The following is a 23,051-nucleotide window of genomic DNA, read 5'->3' as shown; positions in this document are numbered from 1 at the left end:
TCCGTCCGCTTTTGTCCCGACCAAAACTGCAAGATCGCGGGTGCTGGGGTGCTGGGGTGCTGGGGTGCTGGGGTGCTGGGGTGCTGGGGTGCTGGGGTGCTGGGGTGCTGGGGTCAGGGACGTAGAGGGGCGTTGCAGGCGGCGACGAGGGCCTGGCGGCAGGCGGCGGTGAGCGGGCGCAGGGCGGCGTCGCGCTGCTGGGCCTCGTGGTTGTTGACCGCGCCGCCGGGTGCCGCGTGCCCGGCCAGGGCGAGCACCCGGTCGAGCACGGCGGCCCGGGCGAACAGCCGGCGCGAGCGCGGGTCGAACCCGGGAGGCAGGTCGGTGGTGCCGTCGGGGCGACGCAACGCCTCCAGGGCGCCGGCCAGCTCCGGGCGCCACTGGGCCACGTCGAGGCGGGTGAGCGCGGCGGTGGTGTCGGCCAGCGCGGCGGCCAGCTCCGCCTCCGCTTCGGCGGCGCCGGGCAGGGTGAGGCAGGCGGCGGGAGCGTTCGCCGGCAGCGGATGCACCCGCCAGAGCACCGTCTCGAAGGTGTCGCCGGAACCGGAGGTGTGTACGCGTACCTCGGGGATCAGCCCCAGCGCGCCGGCTATCACGGCCTCGCCGGCGAGTAGCGCGGCACCGGCGAAGTCGCCCGGGCCGGGTAGGCCGCGTGGGTCGCCCGGCGCCGGCAGCACCAGCCGGATCTCGTCCGGCGAGAGCTTGGCCAGGGTGGGCAGCGCCTCCCGCAGCGGTACGTCGGTCCAGGTGCCGGGCGCGTCGGCGACCAGGTGCTCCTCGGTGCCGGCGACGGCGTCGGCGACCTCGTCGAACGGCACCAGCCCGGCGCGCCACGCGCGCACCCAGGCAACGAACCGGCTCGACCGGCGCGGCGCGAGGATGGCCGCACCCGCAGCGGGGGTGGACATGCCGAAAGAGTACGTGGTGACGCCCGTCCGTGTCTCGACTGCCGCGCCGCCGCCTCCCCGTCGCGCCGATCATGCAGTTGTGGCGCGCGATTGATCACCCTTCACGGCTTTTGTCACATGCCAGAACTGCATGATCGCGACCGGGAGGGGAGGGTGTGGTGTGTTGGGGTTGGGGCGTGGGGGTGGCGGGCTTAGCGTGGCGGGATGGGGCGGCGGTACGGCGAGGACATGTTGGCAGGGGACTGGCGGCGGCGGAAGGTGACCCCGGAGGTCGACGCCGAACCGGACCTGGTGGTCGAGGACGCCGAATCCGGCTTCTGCGGGGCGGTCGTCGGCTTCGAATCCGGCGCGGTGGTGCTGGAGGACCGGCACGGTCGTCGGCGCAACTTTCCGCTGCTGCCGGCGGCGTTCCTGCTCGACGGCCGCCCGGTCACCCTGCGCCGCCCCACCCGGCCGCCGGTGCCGGCGGCCCGGCGGCGTACCGCGTCCGGGTCGGTCGCGGTGGACGGGGTCCGCGCCCGGGTCGCCCGGGCCAGCCGCATCTGGGTCGAGGGTGTGCACGACGCCGCCCTGGTCGAGCGGATCTGGGGCGATGACCTACGCATCGAGGGTGTGGTGGTGGAACCGCTTTCGGGCATCGACGCGCTCGACGCCGAGGTACGCGACTTCGGCCCGGGTCCCGGCCGTCGGCTCGGTGTGCTGGTCGACCACCTTGTGCCCGGCTCCAAGGAGAGCCGCATCGTGGCCCGGGTCAACTCGCCGCACGTCCTGGTCACCGGTCACCCCTACGTCGACGTCTGGCAGGCGGTGAAACCGGCCGCGCTGGGCATCGCGGCGTGGCCGGTGGTGCCACCGGGACGGCCCTGGAAGGAAGGTGTCTGCGCCGCACTCGGTGTCGCCGGACCGGGCGACATGTGGCGGCACATCCTGTCCCGGGTGGACAGTTTCGCCGACGTGGAGACGCCATTGATCAACGCGATGGAGCGGCTGATCGACTTCGTGACCGAATCGGACTGAGCCGCCGGCCCCACCGGCGAGGTCGTCGACCGCTACCGTGAACGGCCTGGTCCCTACCACCCCGGGGGGTATGCACGTGAGCCGGTTAGGGCAACTGCGACAGCGGTTGCGTCAGGCGTACGCGGCGGGACGCGAGTCGGTGCGTGCGGCCCGCGAGCGGGAGCAGGCGCGGCGTGCCGAGCGGGCAGTTGTGGAGCGGGATCGGCTGATGCCTGAACCGGTGCCGCCGACCGACGACGGGGCCGTCTCCACGACCAGCCGCGACGACGCGGACGTGCCGAGGGCCCTGCGTATCGCCGCCGCCTGGTCGTGGCGGCTCATCGTCATCGGGATCGTCGGCTGGGCGTTGCTGCGGATCTTCGGTGCCATCCGTGTCGTCATCGTCCCATTGCTGGTGGCGTTGCTGCTGGCTGCCCTGCTGGCGCCGGCCGTCGGCTGGCTGCTGCGCGCCCGGTTGCCGCGTACGCTGGCCACGGCCGTGGTGCTCATCGGCGGGTTGGCCGCAGTCGTCGGCACGCTGACCCTGGTGGTCAACGAGTTCATCGCGGGCCTGCCGGAGCTGAGCGCGAGCGCCGCGGCCGGCATCGGGCAGATTCAGACCTGGCTGCGCGACGGCCCGTTGAACCTCTCCGACACCCAACTCGACAGGTACATCGAGGCCGGACAGAACTGGATCAACGAGAACTCGCAGGCATTGACCAGCAACGCGCTCGCCACGGCAGGCACCGTGGTCGAGGTGTTCACCGGCGCACTGCTGGTGCTGTTCGCCACGTTCTTCTTCCTCCGCGACGGCGACCGGATCTGGCGGTTCCTGGTCGGGATGTTCCCGGTCGCCGCCCGCTGGCGGGTCAACGACGCCGGACGGGCCGCCTGGCGGACCCTGGTCGCCTACGTGCGCGCCACGGTGCTGGTGGCGTTCATCGACGCCGTGGGCATCGGGATCGCCCTGGTGCTGTTCGACGTGCCGTTCGCCTTTCCGCTGACGGCGCTGGTGTTCCTCGGCGCGTTCATACCGATCGTCGGCGCGACGCTGTCCGGCGCGGTCGCGGTCCTGGTGGCCCTGGTGGACGCTGGCTGGGTCACCGCGCTGATCATCTTCGGTGCGGTGATCGTGGTGCAGCAGGTGGAGGGCAACGTCCTGCAACCATGGATCATGGGTCGGGCGGTGGCGCTGCATCCGTTGCCCGTGGTGCTGGCGGTGACCGCCGGGGTGGTGCTGGAGGGCATCGTCGGCGCGCTTGTCGCCGTACCGCTGATCGCGGTGCTCAACACCGCCGTGCGCCGGCTGTCCCGGCAGCGGCCGACCACGCCGCCGCCCGCGCCGGAGGCGGTGGTGGTCCGCTCCACCCCGGTCTGACGGGTCTCGCTCGGGCCGGCCGGGCGAGGCGCGGGGCGCCCCGGGTCAGGGCTCACTGTCCGGGTCACGGGTGAAGACGAAGGTGGCGACGTCCAGCGCGGCCGGGCGGCCCGCCTCGTCGCGTAGCACCGCCAGCACCTCGCCGTTCTCGACGCCGCTGACGCCGCGCCACCGGTCCGGGCCCTCCGGGGCGTAGCGGCTGACCCGGTCGCCGCGCAGGATGCCGACCAGTTCGCCGGTTGCCCGGTCCCAGCTGACGTCGAGCGAGGTGCCCATCCACCACCAGCGTCCGGTCAGCGGAGCCAGGTCGGCCGGCGGTGGGGCCTCGGCCGGCTGCCACGGCCGGGTCGGCACCGGCTCGACGTCGAGCACGTGGGTGAGGATCTGGTGACCGAGTGGCCCGATCCCGCCGGTGCGGAAGCCGTACGAGTTGGCGAAGCCGACGACGCCGGTGCGGCTGGGACGGTGCACGGCCAGCGTGGCGACGTAACCGGGCATCGAGCCGCCGTGCCCGACGTGGACCCGGTCGCCGTCGCGGGTGAGCTGGATGCCGAGGCCGTATCCGCCGCGCCAGGCGTCGAGGTCGCTGAGGATCACCGGTGCGCACATCTCGTCGACGGTGGTGGGGTTGAGCACGGCCGGGTCCGGGTCGGCGAGGAAGGCCGCCCAGCGGGCGAGATCGGTGACGGTGGACCAGATCTGACCGGCCGGCGCCATCGCCCGGCTGTCGGTCCGTGGCTCCTCCCGCAGCGTGTCGTGCCAGGGGTGCAGCACGTATCCACGGGCGAACGGCTCGGTGGCGGCGTAGGTGGTGCGGTGTAGTCCGAGTGGGTCCAGGATCCGTTCCTGCGTCAACTGTGCCCAGGGCGTGCCGGTGACCCGCTCCAGCGCGCCGCCGAGCAGCCCGTACGCCAGGTTCGAGTAGTGCCAGACGCGGTGCGGCGGGTGCGCGACCTTCGTGACGCTGAACCCGGCCAGCAGGGCGGCCAGGTCGACGCCCTCGCTGCGTTCCCACCACGGCCCGTCGGGTTCGCGTTGCAGACCGCCGGCGTGTCCGAGCAACTGCCGCAGGGTGACCGGCCCGGCCGCGGCGGCCTCGGGCAGGTATCGGCGCAGTGGGTCGTCCAGGGCCAGCCGGCCGGCGTCGCGTTCCTGCATGACCAGTACGGCGGTCATCGTCTTGGTGATCGAACCGATCCGGTACTGGAGATCGGCGTCGGGGAGCGGCTGCGTGCCGGCGGCGGCCAGATGGGCAAGCGCGCCGTCGCGGACCACGCCGATGATCAGCGATGGGACGTGGCCGGCGGACTGCGCGTCGGCCACCAGAGCGTCGACCTGTCGGGCGGTTTCGGGACGCAGGGGCACGAAGTCTCCCTTGATGTCGAGGTGGGTCGCCCTGAGATCATGACAGTTCGATGACACGTGCACGGACATGTCACGATCGTTACGTGGATGCCGTGTTGTGGATCGTGCTGGGTGTGGTGCTGGCGGTCGCTGAGATCTTCACGGCGACCCTGTTCCTGATCATGTTCGCGGTCGGCGCGTTCGCCGCCGCGGGCGCCGCCGCGCTGGGTGCGCCGGTGGCCGTGCAGGCTGTGGTCTTCGCGGTCGTCTCCGCACTTACCGTGTTCGCCGCGCGGCCGGTCATCCAGCGACACAGACAGACCAGCTCCGACAGCGACGACACCACCTTCGGGGTCGAGGCGATCGAGGGCTCCACCGCCCTGGTGCTTGAGCACGTGGACGCCGACCGGGGCATGGTGAAGATCGACGGCGAGGTGTGGAGCGCCCGCGCCTACGACGCCACCCAGGTTTTCGCACCCGGCGAGCGGGTGCAGGTTATCCAGGTCAAGGGAGCGGTAGCCCTGGTCTGGCGGGACGTCACCACTCCCGGTGAGCTACCCGAAGCGGAAAGGTGAACGGATGGAGTTCGTAGTTCCCGCCCTATTGATAGCAGTGGCGCTGATCGCCGTGGTCACCCTGGCCAAGTCGGTGCGGATCGTGCCGCAGCAGCGTCAGGATGTCGTCGAGCGGCTCGGCCGGTACAAGCGCACGCTGAATCCCGGCCTCAACATTCTCGTGCCGTTCATCGACGCGGTACGCACCAAGGTCGACATGCGCGAGCAGGTGGTCAGCTTCCCGCCGCAGCCGGTGATCACCTCGGACAACCTGGTCGTGTCGATCGACACCGTCCTCTACTTCAAGGTGGTGGACTCGGTCCGGGCCACCTACGAGATCTCCAACTTCCTCCAGGCGATCGAGCAGCTGACCGTCACCACGCTGCGTAACGTGATCGGCTCGCTGGACCTGGAACGGGCGCTGACCAGCCGGGAGGAGATCAACCGGCACCTCTCCGGCGTGCTGGACGAGACCACCGGCCGCTGGGGCATCAAGGTGACCCGGGTGGAGATCAAGGCGATCGAGCCGCCGCCGAGCATCCGCGATTCGATGGAGAAGCAGATGCGCGCCGAGCGGGACCGCCGGGCCGCGATCCTGAACGCCGAGGGGCACAAGCAGTCGCAGATCCTCTCGGCCGAGGGTGAGAAGCAGGCGGCGGTGTTGCGCGCCGACGGTGACCGGCAGGCCCGGATCCTGCAGGCCGAGGGTCAGGCGAAGGCGATCCGTACCGTGTTCGACGCCATCCACCAGGCCAACCCGAGCCAGAAGGTGCTCGCCTACCAGTACCTCCAGGCCCTGCCGCAGATCGCCAACGGCACGGCCAACAAGGTGTGGATCGTGCCGACCGAGCTGACCAGGGCCCTCGAAGGTATGGGCGGCGCACTCGGCGGTCTGGGCCAGATGGTCGGTGACGCGCCGAGCAAGGAAGCCTCCGACGATGCCAGCGCCGTCGAGCGGGAGGCCGCGGAGGCCGCACAGGCCGCCGCCGCGGCGGCCCAGGAGATCCACAACGAGGTACGCGTAGCCGAGGCGCAGGCCACCGGCGGCAACAGCCCGCAGGGGCTGCCCGCGCCGGAGCCGGTTTCCCCGGCGGCCCTGCTCAACGACACCTCGGATCAGCGCGAGCGCGGCTGACCCGATCCGTTGCCGGCCCGAACCGCTGTGGCGGTTCGGGCCGGTTCGCGTCCCGGGCCCGGGTTCGCGCCCTGACCTGATTCGCGGTCTCCGCCGCCGCCAGCTGGCCTGACGGTGATCTCGAACACCAGCCGACGCCGCTCCACGGGACGCGGCAAGGCGCGGTCTGCGCCGGGTCGGTTGGCCCGGGATGCCGCGACTCGCGGTCTCCGCCTGCCTGGTGGGTGCGGGATGCCGCAACCCGGGCACCACGACGGCGGGGCACCGACCGGGCGTCTGACCGGTGGTCTCGCGCAGTGGCGGGGCCAGGTTCCGCCGGCTGGGCTCGGACCCCACGGCAAATGTGAGAAAAGCTCATGAAGCGTCCCGGTTGCCTGCCACCATCGGTCCTAGTACGGGTGGTGACCCAGGCATCGGGGCACCTCGGCGTGTCCCGGCACCGCCCGCAGGTGAGTGAGGTGACGCATGGAGCCGGTGCGGCGGCTGTGGTCCACGCCGGAGGTGCCCGGAGCCCACGACCCGAAGGGACCGATTGGCACCCGGCGTACCGGTGGGGGGTTCGGCGTCCTTCCCTTCATCGACGAGCCGGCACCACCCAGGCCCGCCACCAACGCCAGCTGGGCCTGGTCGCTGCGGCGGCTGGCCCGGGCCGCGGTCTGGCTGCTGCCGGCGTACGCGATCCTCTACGGCGCGGTGGCGATGGCCAGCGACGGCGGGGTTGGCAACGATCCGTATCCGGCCGACGGCCGGGCCCTGTACCTGATCGGTTGGGTGGCCGCGGTCTGGCTCGGCCTGCTGGCCCTGCTCGGCCTGACCGGGCTGCTGGCCGCCACCCGCAGCCGCCACGCCGCCGTGGCCGGCCTGCTGGTCAGCATCGCCGGTACGGTGCTCATGCTGCCCTTCGCGGGGCTGTCCGAGCACACCCCGGTCTTCGGCACCAGCGCCCGTTCGCTGGTGCTGGTCGGTGCCACCTGCTACAGCGCCGGCTGGTTGCTGACCGGGTGGGCGGTGGCGCGTTCGGGGATGTTCAGCATCGGGGACGGGGCGATGCTGATGATCGCCAGCCCGCTGCTCGGCATCGGCGGCGCGCTGATCGGTTCGTTGCAGACCTTTGGCGCGATCTTCGTGTTGATCTCCGGCATCGGCATCTGCTACCGCTCGGGCCGCCTGCTGCCCCGGGAGATCCTCCGGGACGCCACCAGCGCCAGCGTCGCCACCGCCGGTCCGCCCGCGCCGATGGGCCCCGGCGGCGCGGGCCCACTCGGAACGGCCTGATCGATCGCTGGAACGACATTGGAATCTGCTCGTTTTAGCGAGGTGAATTGGCGAGGTTGAAGAACTGTCGGATTCCGGACTGGCCGCTGCGTCGCAGAACGCTATCGCGCCGTTCTTTCCGCGCGGGTAGAAGTTCGGTGGTCGCACCGCCTCGGGGTCTGGAGCCGCAGGGCCGTTCGGACAATCTAGGTGGACATTTCGGCGGGGTGTTTTCGCTCATCATCATGCCACCATGGGTGCTCATTTCCCGTCAGTGAGATATCCATGGAGCCTTGGTGCCTGCGCTGTCCCGACTGACTGTGCTCGTGTGTGACTCCGTTCCCGCCGTCGGTCAACTCTATGAGGAGTTGACCCGCAGCCCGCTGGTGGAGCGGGTGGTCGTGCAGGAAAATCTCGACGAGGCGGAACGCGCCGCCGCGGAGACCGCCTTCGACGTGGTGATCGTCGATCCGCTATCCACCGGGCTGACCCGTACCGGCGATCTGGCGCTCGGCTGGTCGGCCGCCGGCATCGCGGTCGTGCTCTACGTCGACCTTGCGGCGGTGGAGCAGCAGGCGTCGATGTTCTACCGTGGCGCGCGGAGCGGGTTGAAGGAGATTTACACCCTCGACAAACGCACCCCGGCGCAGATGTTGACCGCGGAGACCGAGGCGATGTTGATCGCCTGCCGCGATTTTCGGCTGCTGGCCACCGGCCCGGCCCGCACGGGCCAGCTGTTCGCCCAGGTTCGGGGCATCGCGGCCGAGACCGGTGACGACAAGCTGAAGCAGGCGGTCGAGGACGTCGGCGAGATTCGCGCCCTGGAGATGGCGCGTTCGGAGCTGACGGGTCCTGCCAGCGCGGCCCGCAGCGTGTTCCTGTCGTACCGCTTCACCGAGGAGAACGGGTACGTGCGGGGGCTCTCCGGCCTGCTGGAGGATCGGGGCTTCACGGTGGTCACCGGGCGGCGGGCCGATGGGTACGTCGGTTCGGCGGTGCTCAACCGGATCCGCGACTGCGAGTACTTCGTGTCGCTGATGACGCGGGCCCGCCGGTTTGCCGGTGACGAGGAGAAGTACGCCACAAGCGCCTGGTTGATCGAGGAGAAGGGCGCCGCGCTCGCCTTCCGCAAGTACCTGGTGCTGCTGGTGGAGGAGGGGGTCGACGACATCGGTGGACTACAGGGCGACTGGCAGCTACACATGTTCACGCCGACCACATTCACCGCCGCCGCGCGGGACGCGGTGGCCCAGTTGGTCGACCGCGGCGGCCGAGCGTAGGAGTCGAGGTGAGCTCAGCTATCCCCCGTTCGGGCAAAATGTGCTCCACTGATTGATGGAGCTCTTTATCCCCGGCTCATGTGTTGAATTACAGATTGCGAAATCATGGCAATGAGGAGCGTGCGTGGTGTTGCAACTCACCCCTATTGTCAAGTAATCGGCGGCGGCCCTGATCTCGTCGGAGGACTTGTGGCAGAGGCGAGATGCGTGCACCGGGTGACAGGTGATGCCGGGAAGCCGGCCTCCGCCTCGTCGCTGCCGGGTTGTCCGTCCTCCCCGTCGTTGTCGGCGCCCCCCGATCGGCCCTATTTCGAGTGCGAGCCGCATCGGACGGCCGCCCTCCGGGCGATCCGGGCGGGCCGGGTGCCGCTCAAGTTCGCCTACGCCGGCAGCGCCGCGCACACCCACGACACGTATGCCAGTTCCGCGGACTATCTGAGCATGCTGACCGCCGCCCACCACGAGGCGGACGCCCTGATCTCCGCCGGCATGCTGGCCGTGGGGGCACTCACGGTGGCCGAGATCGGGCCGGGCAACGGCGGTCGCAGCAGGGCGTTCCTTGAGCGGCTGGGCAGCCGGGGACGGCCCTGTCGGCGATATCTGGCTCTCGACTTCAGCGAAACCCTGCTCGGCATAGCCTGCGCCCGGCTCACCCGCTTCGCGGGCGACCGGATGAGCGTTGACTCCCACGTGTGGGACATCGAGTGCGGCACCTCCTGTGCGGTGGAGCGATGGCGGGCCGGTACGGCACCGGTGGTGGGCTGCCTGCTCGGCCACACGCTGGGCAACGTCGAGCAACCCGTGAGGGTGTTGGCCAACATCCGGGACGCGCTATGCGTCGGTGACGTGCTGCTGCTCAGCGTCGCCCTCGCCCCGCGGCACACCGCCACGGCGGACGCCGTGCTGGCTCCGTACCGCTCGCCGGAGTTCCGCGAGGCCGCGCTGCAACCGCTGCTGGCCGCCGGCCTAGCCGGGGCCGATCTCGATTTTGCCCTGACCTGGCACGACGACGTGGTGGTCGGCGAGGCGGTGCTGCGCCGACCGGCGCGTCTGGACGACGGTGAGTTGGCCGCCGGGCACCGCATCCGATGTTTCCAGTCCCGCAGGTTCCGTCCTCGTGACGTCATCGTCGCCGTCGAGGAGGCGGGTTGGCAGGTCCGCGCCGTCGCGTACGCACCGGGTGATGCCCACCTGGTCGTGACGGCGGCGCGGCGGTGAGGGGAGGGCCGGATGACCGAGCCTGATAGCAGCATGCAGCAGATGTCGTCAGCTGACCTGATAGAGCGGGCGCGTCGGGCGAACGTGTTCTTCCGAGCGTCGTACGAGGGCACTGACCCGCAGAGCGTACGGCTGCCAGGCGCCGCGGTGGACGAGCTGATCCAGAGCCTGGCCTCGGGTGTGCACCAGGAACTGTGCCAGATCGTGCCGTACTCGGCGGTCAGCCGGCCGGCGGAGCTGTTCTCCCGGGCGGTGTTCCAGCAGTTGGCACGGCACGCGACGATTCGCCGGATGTATCTGGTGCCGGGCGAGGACGTGGGTGGCACCGAGGTCGACCGGCAGGTGGACGAGGACCGCCAACATCACCTGCACCCGGTCAAGGTGGCACTGAGCATCGGCGGCGAGACGCTCCAGGTCCCGATGGCGGACATGTGGCTGATCGATCGTCGGGTGGTGGTACGTCAGGAGGTGGGCCGCGACGGGGTGACGTCGTGGGTGGTCAGCCGGCATTCCGAGGACGTGGAACGGGCCAGCCTGCTCTGGGAGGCGCTGATGCGTCGGGTGCCGGCCAGCGCGCAGCGGGCACGTCCGCCCGGCCCGGCGCTGACCCACTCCTTGATCCAGTCGGCCAAGATGCTCTACGCGATGGCACCCATGTCGTGCGGTCCCTCGCATCAGGACAGCCTCAACTGCTCCTGGTACCACTCCGCCTGGCAGTATCTGCGACTCTTCGACATGGTGAGCAGCCCACAGTGGCACGCCGAGTTCTACCATCGGCGATTGATCGAGGCCATCCGCGGAGGTGCCCGGCGGATCCTGATCAGCGGCGCCGCCGACTACACCACGCTGGCGTTCGTGCTGGACGCGATGCGATCGACGACGGGCACGCTGCCCGATCAGTTGGACGTTCACGTGGTCGACAAGTGCCAGACGCCGCTGCTTGCCTGCCAGTGGTACGCCCGCCAGGCGGGCACCGAGGTCCTGCTACACAAGGCCGACATCACCTGCCCGGACACGGTGCGCCGGCTGACAGCCGACGAAGGTTTCGACCTGGTCGTCGCCGACGCCTTCCTGACCCGCTTCGACCGGGCGGCGGCGGTCACGGTGATCGACAGCTGGTCGGCGTTGCTGCGTCCGGGGGGCCAGGTGGTGACCACCGTGCGGCTGCATCCCGGCAACGAGTGGCCCACCGTCGACGCGCAGGACGACCGGCACCAGGTGAGCGACCTCGTCGACGACTTCGAGTTGCGATTTCGGCAGCGTGCCCTCGGCTGGCGCGGGCTGCTCCAGGTGCAGTTGGAGGAGCTGTCCGCGGCGGTCCGTGAGTACGCGTCCCGGATGGAGAGCCACGATCTTGGCGATGCCGATGATGTCCGGAAAGCGTTCGGCCGTCGGGGGTTCACCCTCGCCGAGACGGACATCGGTGAGGTCGAGGGGGAGTTGGTCCGCACGAAGTACCTCCGGCTCTGCGCCGCGCTGTCCGAAGACGACAGTGGCAGCCCCGGCGGTTAGCATCGAGTTGTCCCGGTGACTGCCGGTTGACCAGGGTGAGCCGCCGGAGGAGGGGATGCGCCGGTGACGACGGACGGACCACCCACCACCGACTGGAAGGCCGTGAATTCCCTCGGCCCCGAGGCCGCCATTCTCGACCTGTTGGAGGCCGCGCGTCAGGATCTGCTGGCGCAGCTGTCCCCGACGGGCAACCACCGGGCGGCGTTGCCCGTCTACGCCGAGGTGACCACGGAGTTCGCCAACGGTGTGCACGGTCTGAAGGTGCGGGTCGAGACGCCTGACGAGCCGTTGCAGGTGCGGTTGCCCGAGGCGGCGGTCCGGGTCGCCGCGGTGTCGGTCGGGATCTCCCCGTTGGTGTTGTTGAGTTACGCCCTGGTTCAGTGGGGGGAGCCGCTGGGTCCGTCGTGGCAGCCCAAGCGGGTCGGGCACGCCCAGCTTCCGAATCAGAGCACCATGGAGTACTACGCCCGGCTGCACCGGATCACGCGGAGTTCGAGCAGGGTCGAGGAGATGCTGGAGGCCGGGCACGACGTGGTGGTGGTCGGTGACCACGGCTGCGGCAAGTCGGCGTTGGTGGCCAACGTCGTCGAGCATCGCCTGGGCGAGGGCGACGGGGTGGTGTGGCTGAACCTCAGCGACCCGGCCGACGGGCCGGCGTCGATCGTGCTGGCCCTGTTGCAGCAGCCGAGCAGCAGGACCGGCGACTACCTGGTGGTGTTGGAGAACCTGCACGCGAACCTGCCGGTGCGCAACGAGCTGTTCGACTGTCTGGAGCGGCTGCGCAGCGACTTCGGTCTGAGCCTGCAGGTGCTGGCGACGAGTTGGAAGTCGGCGGCGGACATCCTGCGCAAGGGCGAGCCGACCCGCGCGCTGACCCCGGTGCTGGCCGAGGGGCGGCAACTGGTCAGTCAGCTTCTGGTGGACAGCGACATCGAGGAGCGGAGCTGGCCGAGGATTCGTGACCTGGCCAGCGACGACGCGCACATCGCGCTGACCGCGATCGAGTTGTCCGAGACCCTGGGACGGGTGCCGACGGAGTCGGATCTGGAGGAGTACTACACCCGGGAGGTTACCGGCGCCGGCCAGCAGGAGGCGCTGTACCGGCTGGCCTGCCTGGGCATGCTGGAGTTGCAGATGGCGGTGCGGGAGGCGGGACATCTGCGGGAGCCGTTGCAGCAGCTTCGGGACGCCGGGCTGGTGTTCCAGATCGACGGCGCGTACCAGATCGGGTCGCGGCGACGGGCATGGCTGGTGGTGAACCGGGCCCGCAACCAGTGGGACGCCGACCGGCGGTGGCGGAGCCCGGAGCGGATCGTCTGGCTGCATCTGCAACGCGGTGGTGACCGGTTGATGAAGGCCACCCTGAGCCGATTGGACAGCCTCATCTCCCCGGACGAGGCCCGCCGGGACAGCCTCTACCTGGTGACCACCTGGGACACACTGACCCGGCTCGGTCGCTCGTTGAACCAGCGCAGCGCCCAGGACCCCACCTGGGACGACAACCTGGGAGCCGCGGTCTTCGCCGCCAGCGCCCTGCACCAACTCAACCACGACGAGGCGTGGCGGGCAATCGCCGAGTGGGTGCGGGCGCGTTGGCGCTACCAGGAGCCGGCGTGTGTGCTTCCTGAGCCGGTGGGGGCGGTGACCGCCGACTTCGCCGACTTCGAGGAGATCCGCAGCTCGATGGCCCAGGAGGACACGCTGCTGGGCGCCGAGCCGCACCTGGCCGGCATGATCGCCGGGGAGTTGGACACCGACCGGATGTACCGCAACTGGGTGCTGGGTCTGCTGCTGGGCTTCGAGGGGTCGGCACCGGCCCGCTTCCGTAAGCAGGACCGCATCGATCACCTGGTGGAGGTGGCGGGCCGGGCGCAGGAGGCCGACGGCAACTTCTACCCGGCGCGGGTGCCGTGGGTGACCGCCCGGGTGGTGCTCGGCCTGTGCCAGGCCAACCTGCGCGTCGATCATCCGGTGGTCCGTGACGCCTGCCATTGGCTGCTGCGCCACGTTGCTGAGGGCGGGCCGTTCGACAACTGGTGGCGCAGCGGCACGGGCACCTGGAACCGCGACGAGGCCACCACCGCGATGTGCCTCAGCGCTCTGATCCGTGCTGGGGTGCCGATGCGTCAGCCGATGCGGACCGCGCACGCCAGGTTGATGGGGCGGGAGCAGGAGTGGACCAGGGTGGGCCGGGAGATCGACCTGTCGCAGGTGCTGGAAGCGAACCTGCTCTGCACCGAAACCGCCGCCGGCGCCCGCGACCATCTCCAGACGCTGCTGCAACGGGTGCTCAGCGCGATCAAAACCCCGGTCCTGCTGCCCACCGCCCCCGAGGAGCGGCTGCGGATTCCGTTCGTGGCCGCCCAGCTGGCCGACATCGTGTGGCGCGTGGTGCAGATGGAGAGCCTCAAGCTCTACGGGGAGGTGCTCAACCACGAACGGGTCGACCCGGTCGAACCCACCACGCAGCCGGCCCTGCCGGAGGCCGTCGTGCCGCCGGCCGGGGTGCCGCTGAATTCGCGTCATCTGCGTGCCTGGCGGCGGGGGATCGAGCAGATCGAAGGCACCATCCGAGAGCAGATCGCCAAGCGGGACGGCACGGTGCAGACGCCGGCGGTGCAGGACAAACTCCGCGAACTGCTGGAATACCGCGCCGAACTCGCCGCGCTCACCAACGAATTGGACAGCAACGTCAGCGTCGACGTCCTGGAGCGCATCGACGCGCTGGGCAAGCGGATCTGCGGCACCGCGTGGCCTGACCTGCCCTGGCCCGAGCCGCCCTCGGAGCCGCGCCGGTGAGCGCCGCGATCCCGGCACCCTCAACGCTGAATTTTCTGGCCGGTCTATTCGCAGGTGCCGGGATCAATATGCTGACCTCGGTATCCACCGGCCCTCCCGACCCGCAGATCTCCACGGCCAAGGTCGCCCTGGACTCCGCGCTCTGGGTCATCGCTGCGGCGTTCACCACCTGGGCGGCACATCTGTTTCAGGCGGCGGAACGGGAAGCGGACCTCTACATCGACCGGGACTTCAGCGAGGCGGAGAAGCTGGAGATCAGACAGGCGTACCTGAGCCGGGCGTTGCGGCGGGCCCGATTGCCGTTGATTCTGACTGTGTTGTCCCTGGTGGGTGCGGTGCTCCTGTTGCCCGGTTTCATCAGCTGGCATCGCCTGATCGGGGGCTGACCAGCACGAAGCGGCTGGCAAATAGCGGTGAATTGCCTGACAACTGGCCGATTGTGGTGGCCGGAAGGTGGCATTCGCGGCAATCCTGGGGACCATGGCCACCCCTACGCCGCTGTCGCGGCTGTTCACCGTCGTACTGGCCGGCGTGCTCGCCGGTCTGGTCCTGGCGGTCGCCGCGCTGCCGGGCAACCTGTTGCTCGGTTTCGCCGCGAAGGCGGCGCTCGGGAACTACGCCGCGCTGCCCGAGGCGTTGCGGACCCCGGCCACCCCGCAACGGTCCTACCTTTACGCCAACGACGGCAAGACGTTGATCACCACGTTCTACGACGTCAACCGGACCGACGTGGCGCTGGCGGAGATCGCGCCGGTGATGCGCCAGGCCATCGTGGCCGCCGAGGACCGGCGCTTCTACGACCACGGCGGGGTCGACCTGCGCGGCATGCTCCGGGCAGTGGTCAGCAACGTCACCGAGGGCAGCGGGCAGGGCGGCTCGACGCTGACCATGCAGTACGTCCGCAACGTGCTCAAGACCGACCCGAGCCGCACCGCGGCGGAGCGTGCCGCGGCCACCGAACCGACGATCGGTCGCAAGCTCCAGGAGATCCGGTACGCCAACGCGCTGGAACAGCGTCTCAGCAAGGACGAGATCCTCAACCGCTACCTCAACATCGCGTACTTCGGCTCCGGGGCGTACGGGGTGGCCGCGGCGAGCCAGCGTTACTTCTCCAAGGCCCCGGCCGACCTGACTCTCGCCGAGGCGGCGCTGCTCGCCGGCCTGGTGCAGTCGCCGGAGGCGTACAGCCCGATTGACGGCGACGCCGACGCGGCGTTGGAGCGCCGGGGATACGTGCTGGACTCCATGGTCGAGACCGGCGCGATCACCGCCGAGCAGGCCGCCGAGGCCCGGGCCGAGAAGGTGACGCTGGAGCCGAACGAGCAGGCCAACGGCTGCGCCGCCACCGCCGGCGGGCGCGACGGATGGGGCTTCTTCTGCGACTACCTGCGCCGCTGGTGGGTCGCCCAGCCGGAGTTCGGCGACACCGCGCAGGAGCGGGAGCAGGCACTACGACGCGGCGGCTACACCGTGGTGACGACGCTGGATCCGCAGATCCAGGCCACCGCGCAGATCCAGGCCACCGGCATCTACGGGTACGACAACCCGCGTGCCGTACCGATCGCCGCCGTCGAGCCCGGCACCGGTCGTGTCCTGGCCATGGCGGTCAACCGGCACTACAGCCTCGACGACAACCCCGACGGGCAGGCCAACTACCCGAACACCGTCAACCCGTTGATCTCCGGCGGTGCCGGTGTCGCCGGCTACCAGGCCGGCTCCACCTTCAAGCTGTTCACCATGCTCGCCGCGCTGGAGTCCGGACGGACCCTGTCCACCGGTTTCGACGCGCCGACTCGGCTGCCCACCCGGTACCCGGCCGAGGGAGAGAGCAGCTGCGACGGCCGTTGGTGCCCGGCCAACGCCAACCCGGAGTGGATGGACGGCTACCGGATGATGTGGGACGGCTTCGGTCGTTCGGTGAACACCTACTTCGTCTGGCTGGCCGAGCAGGTCGGGCCGGAGAAGGTGGTCGAGATGGCCCAGCGACTGGGCATCACCTTCCGCGCCGAGTCCGACGCCGACTTCGCCGAGCACGACGCGGCCGACTGGGGCGCGTTCACCCTCGGCGTGGCCGCCACCACCCCACTCGACCTGGCCAACGCGTACGCGACGGTGGCGGCCGAGGGGACGTACTGCGCGCCGCTGCCGGTGGTGTCGGTGACCGCGCCGGACGGTCAGCGGCTGCCGGTCGGCGACCCGGACTGCCGCGAGGTGCTCGACCCCGACGTGGCCCGCGCCGCCACCGACGCGGCGCGCTGTCCGGTGGGTCAGCAGTCCGCCTTCGGGCAGTGCAACGGGGGCACCGCCACCGCCGTGAACCGGATCCTCGACGGGCGCCCGGTGGCCGGCAAGACCGGCAGCTCCGACCAGGCCGCCACGGAGAGCTTCGTCGGCTTCGCCCCGCAGGTCGCGGTCGCCGGCATCGCCGCCAACCCGGACGACCCGACCGACCACGTCGGCGCCGCCGTGCAGGCCCGGGTGATCGACGCGGTCGCCCGGACCATCGCCACGGCGGTCGAGGGCCAGCCGGAACAGGGGTTCACCCCACCCAGCCGTGAACTCGTCGGCACCCCCCGCCGCCCGGTCGAACGCGACCCGCTTCCCGATCCCCGCCGCACCCCCGACAATCCCCTGTCCGACCTCCGCCGCTGGCTCCAGGGCCGAGGCTAACCCCACCCACCCACCCGTCCGCCCCCGTTGATCATGAGGTTAGCGGCAGTTTGAAGATCAAACACTGCCGCTAACTTCATGATCAACAGGGCGAGACGGGGTGGGATGGTGGGGTGGGTGGGTTAGGGGCGGCGGGGGCGGTAGGTGGTTACTACGCTGGGGATGCCGCGGCGGACGATACCGGCCCAGTCGGTGTCGCCGCGCAACATGGCGGCGGCGGTCTTGCGGGCCTGTTCTGCGGTGAAGTGTGGGGGCATCATCAGCTCGGCCGGGTCGACCAGCGCGTTGATCACCGTCGGGCGGTCGGCGCGCAGTGCCCGGTCCCAGACGTCGGTCACCTGGTCCGGGCGGTCTACCAGCTCGCCGCGTAGCCCCAGCACCTCACCCCAGTGGTGGTACGCGATGTCGGGCAGCTGCTGGCTGTCCGGGAACATCGGGGTGCCCTCGTCGGAGCGTTGCTCCCAGCTGACGAAGGCCAGATCGCGGTTGTTGAGCACCAGCACCACGAACCGGGGGTCGGCCCAGCCCCGCCAGTACTTGGCCACCGTGATCAGCTCGTTGACCCCGTTCATCTGCATCGCGCCGTCGCCGATCAGGGCCACCAGCGGACGATCCGGGTGGGCGAACTTGGCCGCCAGGGCGTACGGCATGGCACCGCCCATGGACAGCAGGGTGCCCGACAGGCTGGCCAGCATCCCCGGACGCACCTTGATGTGCCGGGCGTACCAGGCGGTGGTCGTGCCGCAGTCGACGGCGAGCATCACGTCCTCGGGCAGGCGTTCGCTGAGGCGGGCGAAGAGCAGCTGCGGGTTGACCGGGTGGGCGTTCTGCTCGGCCAGTTCCCGCTGCGACTGCCGCCACCCGGCGGTGGCCCCGGCGATGGTCTCCCGCCAGCGGGTCGGTCCCGGTCCGGGGCCGAGTGCGGCCAGCAGCGCCCGCAGGGTCGCTGCGGCGTCACCTGTCAGGTTCACCTCGGTCGGGTAGCGCAGACCGAGCTGGGTGCCGTCATGGTCGATCTGCACCGCCCGCGCCTGCCCGGGCGGCGGGTAGAACTCCGAGTACGGCATGTTGCTGCCCACGATGAGCAGCCGGTCGCACTGGTTCATCAACTGCCAGCTGGGCCGGGTGCCGAGCAGACCGATGGCGCCGGTCACCCACGGCTCGCGGTGGTCCACGGCGGTGAACCCGAGCAGCGCCGTCGCCACGCCCGCGCCGAGACGGTGGGCGATCTCGCGTACCTCGTTCTCGGCGCCGAGCGCGCCCTGGCCGACAAGCATGGCCACCCGCTCGCCGGTGCCCAGCACCTCGGCGGCGTGCCGGATGTCCGCCTCCGGCGGCACGGTCGGGCCGCTGCTCGGCACGCTGCTGGTGTGGTAGAAGCCGTGTGCGTGCGGCGGGTTGGGCACCGCCGGCAGGTCCTGCACGTCGAGCGGCAGCACCAGGGCGGTCACGGTACGCCGGGCCAGCGCGGTCCGGCACGCCCGGTCCACCAGGTGTCGTACCTGGGACGGGTGGTCGAGTTGAGCCAGGAACGCCGCCGCCACGTCCTTGTAGAGGGCGAGCAGGTCCACCTCCTGGTAGTAGCCACCCCCCTCGGCGGTGAGGGCGGTGTGCCCGACCAGGGCGACCACCGGCTGGTGATCAAGTTTCGCGTCGTAGAGACCGTTGAGCGCGTGGATGGCGCCGGGACCACTGGTCACCAGCACCGCACCGAGCGGCCCACCGCCGTACTTGACGTGCGCCGAGGCGGCGAACCCGGCGGTCTCCTCGTGCCGCACCTGGACGAACTGCACCTGTTCGTTTGTGCGTTGCAGGGCCGAGGTCATCCCGTTGATGCCGTCGCCCGGGAAGCCGAAGTACCGGCGCACACCCCAGCAGGCGAGCCGCTGCACGACGTGGTCCGCGACGCTGGCGTCGCGGGGCAACGGCCACGGCTCGGCCGGCACGTACGTGCCGACGTGGTCTGCGCTCATCGGGTACGCCTTCCGGGTCGGGCTACCGGCACTGCGCCGCAACTTCCCTGATGGTGCGGCGTCGCAGGTGCCGGAGGCAGCGATATCCCCGAAAGTGCGCGGATCTTGAGAGGGTCGGTCGGCCGGGTAGGGTCGCGGCATGGTCGTTCATCGGCTGACGCGGGACGACGCCCGGCGGATCGCGGTCCGGGCCCAGTTGCTTGCCGTGCCGCGTCCCAGTGACCTCGTGGAGGTCGTCGAGCGCCTCACGGTCCTGCAACTCGACCCGACGGCGGCCATCGCGCCCAGCGCCGACCTCGTGCTGTTCAGCCGACTCGGTCCGACCTACGACCCTGCGCAGCTGACCAGGGCGATCGAGGTCGAGCGCAGCCTGGTCGAGACCGTCGCCTACATCCGGCCCCCGGGTGATCTGCCCACCGTGATCGCCGAGGCCCGCGCCGAGACCCATCCGTCCGCCCGGGCCTGGCTGGAACAGAACGCGCCGTTCCGTCGGGACATCCTGGCGGTGCTGGCGGCGAAGGGACCGCTGCTGTCGCGGGACATCCCCGACACCAGCGTGGTGCCCTGGCCGTCGAGCGGCTGGACCAACAACCGCAACGTCACCAAGATGCTCGAACTGCTGGCCCGGCACGGCGAGGTGGCGATCGCCGGCCGGAAGGGACGGCAGCGCTATTGGGATCTTCCCGAGCGGGTCTACCCGGTCGACCTGCCCGAGCTTGATCCGGGCGAGGCGGCCCGGCTGCGTGACCGGCGCCGGCTCGCCGCGTTGGGCATCGCCCGGTCCGGTGGCACGTTGACCCCGGGCGAGTCGCCGTTCGTCGGCGCGGCCGGGGAGGAGGCCGTGGTCGAGGGCGTACCCGGAACCTGGCGGGTCGATCCGGCGTATCTCGGGCTGCCGTTCGAGGGGCGCACCACGCTGTTGTCGCCGTTCGACCGGCTGATCCATGATCGGGTACGCACCGAGCAGTTGTTCGGCTACGAGTATCTCCTGGAGATGTACAAGCCCCGGGACAAGCGTCGGTGGGGCTACTTCGCGCTGCCCGTACTCCACCATGACCGGCTCGTCGGCAAGCTGGACGCGACCGCCGACCGCAAGGCGGGCGTCCTCGTCGTCAACGCCCTGCACGAGGACGTCCCCTTCACCCCGGCGATGACCGCAGAGGTCGACGCCGAGATCGAGGCTCTCGCCACCTGGCTCGGCCTGACCGTCACCAGATCTCAGGTGTCGTAGTCGCCGCTGTCCCACGGCGACGCCCCGCACACCCCGCTGCGACCGATGTGGTGCTGCCGGGCTGGCGGCCTGCGGTCGGCTCCCGACCCAAGCAACGGTTCGAGCTGCGCGCCGGGCGGATCCGGGCCGCGCAGGGCCACTCGATCCGCGTCGACCTGCGGCTCGATCCCGTGGCGCCGCCGTCGTTGCTTCACCGACCACGTCCCACCCGGTTGGATCATCGGCGTCGGGTCCGCTTGACAGGCAAGCGGCCACTTGCCTATAACTGAGCCTGTGGACGCCGACCCTGACCTGTTCAAGGCCATCGGTGACCCGACACGACGCACGATCCTGGACGAGTTGATCGACCGGGACGGTCAGACACTCTTCGAGATCTGCAACCGGCTGACCATGAAGCACAACCTGACCTCGTCACGCCAGGCGATCTCCCAGCACCTCGCGGTGCTCGAACAGGCCGGTCTGGTCCGCACCCGGCGACAAGGCCGCTACAAGTTCCACCACATCGACACCAGCCCGCTGCGCTCGATCGTCGAGCGGTGGCCCATCGACCGAGAGGCACCAGATCCGTGATCCGTATCCATGTCACAAGCGTGTTCGTCGACGACCAGGCCAAGGCGCTCGCCTTCTACACGGAGAAGCTGGGATTCACCAAGAAGACCGACATGCCCGCCGGCGAGTACCGCTGGCTGACCGTCGTCTCGCCGGCCGACCCCGACGGCGTCGAGCTGCTGCTGGAACCGGACGCGCACCCGGCGGTGGGTCCGTACCGGCAGGCCCTGGTGGATGACGGCATTCCGGTCACCTCGTTCGCCGTCGACGACGTGTACGCGGAGGTCGAGCGACTCAAGGGACTGGGCGTCGAGTTCACCCAGGAGGCGACCGACCTGGGCCCGGTGGTCACCGCCGTGCTCGACGACACCTGCGGCAACCTGATCCAGATCGCCACCATGAAGTAGCCGTCCCGCCGATTCTGCCGGACGATCACATCGCGGCTGCCCGCGTACCGTCGGCACCTGCGACGCCCGGCGTCGGCGGGTCCGGCAGAATCGGCGGGTGCCCGTCCACCTGATCACCGAGCCCGACGACGAGCGGATCGCCGACTACCGGGCGCTCACCGACGTCGAGCTGCGCACCCGCTGGGAGCCGCCGAACGGCCTGTTCATCGCCGAGGGTGAGCTGGTGCTGCGGCGGGCGCTGCGGGCCGGCTATCCGGCCCGGTCCTTCCTCGTCGACGCCAAGCGGGTCGACCAACTGGCCGACCTCGACACCGGCGACGCCCCGGTGTACGCCGCCACCCCCGACGTGCTGCGCGAGGCCACCGGGTTCCACGTGCACCGCGGCGTGCTCGCCTCGTTCCGGCGCAAACCGCTGCCGGCCGCCGGTGAGGTGCTCGCCACCGCCGGTCGCGTGGTGATCCTCGAAGACGTCAACAACCACACCAACCTGGGCGCTATTTTCCGGGCGGTGGCGGGGCTGGGGGTGGACGCCGTGCTGCTCTCGCCGACCTGCGCCGATCCGCTCTACCGGCGCAGCGTACGGGTCAGCATGGGTGAGGTGTTCGCCGTGCCGTACGCGAAGCTGGAACCGTGGCCGACGGCGCTGGCCGACGTGCGGGCCGCCGGGTTCACCGTGCTGGCGATGACGCCGGCACCCGACGCGGTGCCCATCCAGCGACTGGACCCGGCCCAACGGTCCCGGGCCGCGCTGCTGCTCGGCGCCGAGGGCGCCGGGCTGACCGGCACGGCGATGGCGGCCAGCGACGTCCGGGTGGTCATCCCGATGCGACGCGGCGTCGATTCGCTGAACGTCGCCGCCGCCACCGCCGTGGCCTGCTGGGAGCTGGGCCGCGACGATCCGCTCTGAGCGGCAAGCGAGTGACTCGGCAGCTGTTGCGGCACCGTCGAGCACTCCCTCAGGTCACGGACGGTAGCGTGTCGCGGGTGTTCCCTACCGTGCGTGAGGTCCTCGCCCTGGACCCGGTCCGCCATGGCGCGCCGCGCCTGGTCGCGGGGGAAGTCGGGCTGGACCGTCGGGTGCGTTGGGTGCACGTCGCCGAGGTGCCGGACATCGCCACCCTGCTCGGCGGCGGCGAGTTGGTGCTCACCACGGGTATCGGGCTGCCCGGCGACGACGCCGGGCTGCGGGCCTTCATCGGTGATCTGGCCGGCGTCGGCGTCTCCGGGCTGGTGGTCGAGTTGGGGCGGCGCTACCACGACGGCGTACCCCGGGTGATGGTGGCCGCCGCCGAACGCCACGGGCTGCCGCTGGTGGAGCTGCGCCGGGCCACCCCGTTCGTACGGATCACCGAGGCGGTGCACGCCCTGATCGTGGACGCCCAGCTGACCGAGCTGCGGGCCACCGAGGAGATCCACCAGCGGTTCACCGAACTTTCGGTGGAGGGGGCAGACCCCGGCGAGGTGGTCCGGCAGGCGGCCGAGCTGTCCGGCTGCCCGGTGGTGTTGGAGAACCTGTCCCGCCAGGTGCTGGCGTACGACCCGGCGGGGGAGAGCGCCGAGCTGCTGCTGGACGGGTGGGAACAGCACTCACGGCGGATCCGGCCCGAGGGCCGCACGGCGTACGACCCGGACCGGGGCTGGCTGGTCACCATGGTGGGTGCCCGGGGTCAGGACTGGGGACGGCTGCTGCTGCGCTGGCCGCCCGGCGGCGACCTGGCCGGCGGGCAGCCGTTGCCGGCACCGGCCGATGGTCGCTCCGCTCCGGTGTCGGCTGGTGGTCGGTCTGCCTCTTTCCCGACCGGTTCGCGGTCGGCCTCGGCGTCGGCTGGTTCGCGGTCGGCTT

18 protein-coding genes and 1 pseudogene are annotated in these 23,051 nt (G+C 70.7%); 16 read left to right on the top strand and 3 right to left on the bottom strand.

Going from position 1 to position 23,051, the window contains the following annotated elements; translation table 11 throughout:
* Positions 1-113 precede the first annotated feature (113 nt).
* Positions 114-908 carry a hypothetical protein gene (locus O7601_RS26200; protein WP_281563735.1) on the bottom strand — a complete coding sequence of 265 codons (795 nt, stop codon included), beginning with the start codon at positions 906-908 and terminating at the stop codon, positions 114-116.
* 204 nt (positions 909-1,112) lie between these two features.
* Between O7601_RS26200 and O7601_RS26195 the strand changes: the two genes are divergently transcribed.
* A complete protein-coding gene (locus tag O7601_RS26195; RefSeq protein WP_281563734.1) occupies positions 1,113-1,925 on the top strand; it encodes a DUF3097 domain-containing protein in 813 nt (270 codons plus the stop codon).
* Positions 1,926-1,995: 70 nt separating this feature from the next.
* Complete coding sequence (locus O7601_RS26190) at positions 1,996-3,282, top strand: AI-2E family transporter (protein ID WP_281563733.1); 1,287 nt, start codon at positions 1,996-1,998, stop codon at positions 3,280-3,282.
* A gap of 45 nt (positions 3,283-3,327) precedes the next feature.
* On the opposite strand, the gene O7601_RS26185 is transcribed toward O7601_RS26190, so the two are convergent.
* The gene (locus O7601_RS26185; protein WP_281567043.1) at positions 3,328-4,647 is read right to left on the bottom strand and encodes a serine hydrolase domain-containing protein; all 1,320 of its coding nucleotides are present in this window, start codon (positions 4,645-4,647) and stop codon (positions 3,328-3,330) included.
* Positions 4,648-4,730: 83 nt separating this feature from the next.
* Between O7601_RS26185 and O7601_RS26180 the strand changes: the two genes are divergently transcribed.
* From O7601_RS26180 to O7601_RS26140, 9 genes are all read left to right on the top strand, one after another.
* The gene (locus O7601_RS26180; protein WP_281563732.1) at positions 4,731-5,201 is read left to right on the top strand and encodes an NfeD family protein; all 471 of its coding nucleotides are present in this window, start codon (positions 4,731-4,733) and stop codon (positions 5,199-5,201) included.
* Positions 5,202-5,205: 4 nt separating this feature from the next.
* The gene (locus O7601_RS26175) at positions 5,206-6,315 is read left to right on the top strand and encodes an SPFH domain-containing protein (protein WP_210941486.1); all 1,110 of its coding nucleotides are present in this window, start codon (positions 5,206-5,208) and stop codon (positions 6,313-6,315) included.
* 465 nt (positions 6,316-6,780) lie between these two features.
* Positions 6,781-7,590: a hypothetical protein gene (locus tag O7601_RS26170; RefSeq protein WP_281563731.1), complete on the top strand. Its 810-nt coding sequence runs from the start codon at positions 6,781-6,783 to the stop codon at positions 7,588-7,590.
* A gap of 275 nt (positions 7,591-7,865) precedes the next feature.
* Entirely contained in the window at positions 7,866-8,849 is a 984-nt protein-coding gene (locus O7601_RS26165) for a hypothetical protein (protein WP_281563730.1), read from the top strand.
* Positions 8,850-9,212: 363 nt separating this feature from the next.
* Complete coding sequence (locus O7601_RS26160; protein ID WP_281563729.1) at positions 9,213-10,067, top strand: L-histidine N(alpha)-methyltransferase; 855 nt, start codon at positions 9,213-9,215, stop codon at positions 10,065-10,067.
* Positions 10,068-10,079: 12 nt separating this feature from the next.
* The gene (locus O7601_RS26155) at positions 10,080-11,579 is read left to right on the top strand and encodes a class I SAM-dependent methyltransferase (protein ID WP_281563728.1); all 1,500 of its coding nucleotides are present in this window, start codon (positions 10,080-10,082) and stop codon (positions 11,577-11,579) included.
* 63 nt (positions 11,580-11,642) lie between these two features.
* Entirely contained in the window at positions 11,643-14,378 is a 2,736-nt protein-coding gene (locus O7601_RS26150) for a hypothetical protein (protein ID WP_281563727.1), read from the top strand.
* Entirely contained in the window at positions 14,375-14,764 is a 390-nt protein-coding gene (locus O7601_RS26145) for a hypothetical protein (RefSeq protein WP_281563726.1), read from the top strand. The genes O7601_RS26150 and O7601_RS26145 overlap by 4 nt, the downstream gene beginning before the upstream one ends.
* 94 nt (positions 14,765-14,858) lie before the next feature.
* On the top strand, positions 14,859-17,048 hold the full coding sequence (locus O7601_RS26140; RefSeq protein ID WP_281563725.1) for a transglycosylase domain-containing protein: 2,190 nt from the start codon (positions 14,859-14,861) through the stop codon (positions 17,046-17,048).
* 122 nt (positions 17,049-17,170) lie between these two features.
* On the opposite strand, the gene O7601_RS26135 is transcribed toward O7601_RS26140, so the two are convergent.
* Positions 17,171-19,021, bottom strand: a complete 1,851-nt coding sequence (locus O7601_RS26135; RefSeq protein WP_281563724.1) for a thiamine pyrophosphate-requiring protein — start codon at positions 19,019-19,021, stop codon at positions 17,171-17,173.
* 139 nt (positions 19,022-19,160) lie between these two features.
* On the opposite strand from O7601_RS26135, the gene O7601_RS26130 reads away from it, so the two are divergent.
* The 5 genes and pseudogenes from O7601_RS26130 to O7601_RS29535 form a co-directional block, all read left to right on the top strand.
* The gene (locus O7601_RS26130; protein ID WP_281563723.1) at positions 19,161-20,252 is read left to right on the top strand and encodes a crosslink repair DNA glycosylase YcaQ family protein; all 1,092 of its coding nucleotides are present in this window, start codon (positions 19,161-19,163) and stop codon (positions 20,250-20,252) included.
* A 273-nt stretch (positions 20,253-20,525) separates the two neighbouring features.
* Complete coding sequence (locus O7601_RS26125; RefSeq protein ID WP_281563722.1) at positions 20,526-20,822, top strand: metalloregulator ArsR/SmtB family transcription factor; 297 nt, start codon at positions 20,526-20,528, stop codon at positions 20,820-20,822.
* Positions 20,822-21,208: a VOC family protein gene (locus tag O7601_RS26120; protein ID WP_281567042.1), complete on the top strand. Its 387-nt coding sequence runs from the start codon at positions 20,822-20,824 to the stop codon at positions 21,206-21,208. The genes O7601_RS26125 and O7601_RS26120 overlap by 1 nt, the downstream gene beginning before the upstream one ends.
* A 97-nt stretch (positions 21,209-21,305) precedes the next feature.
* Positions 21,306-22,115, top strand: coding sequence for an RNA methyltransferase (locus O7601_RS26115; RefSeq protein ID WP_281563721.1), 810 nt, complete (start codon positions 21,306-21,308; stop codon positions 22,113-22,115).
* 77 nt (positions 22,116-22,192) lie between these two features.
* A pseudogene (locus O7601_RS29535) lies at positions 22,193-22,906 on the top strand (PucR family transcriptional regulator ligand-binding domain-containing protein); the annotation flags it as partial.
* Positions 22,907-23,051: the final 145 nt, after the last annotated feature.

The organism is Verrucosispora sp. WMMD573 (assembly GCF_027497175.1).
Taxonomy (GTDB): Bacteria; Actinomycetota; Actinomycetes; order Mycobacteriales; family Micromonosporaceae; genus Micromonospora.
Note: the sequence above shows the minus strand (reverse complement) of the source record. Positions and strands in the feature narration are given on the sequence as shown.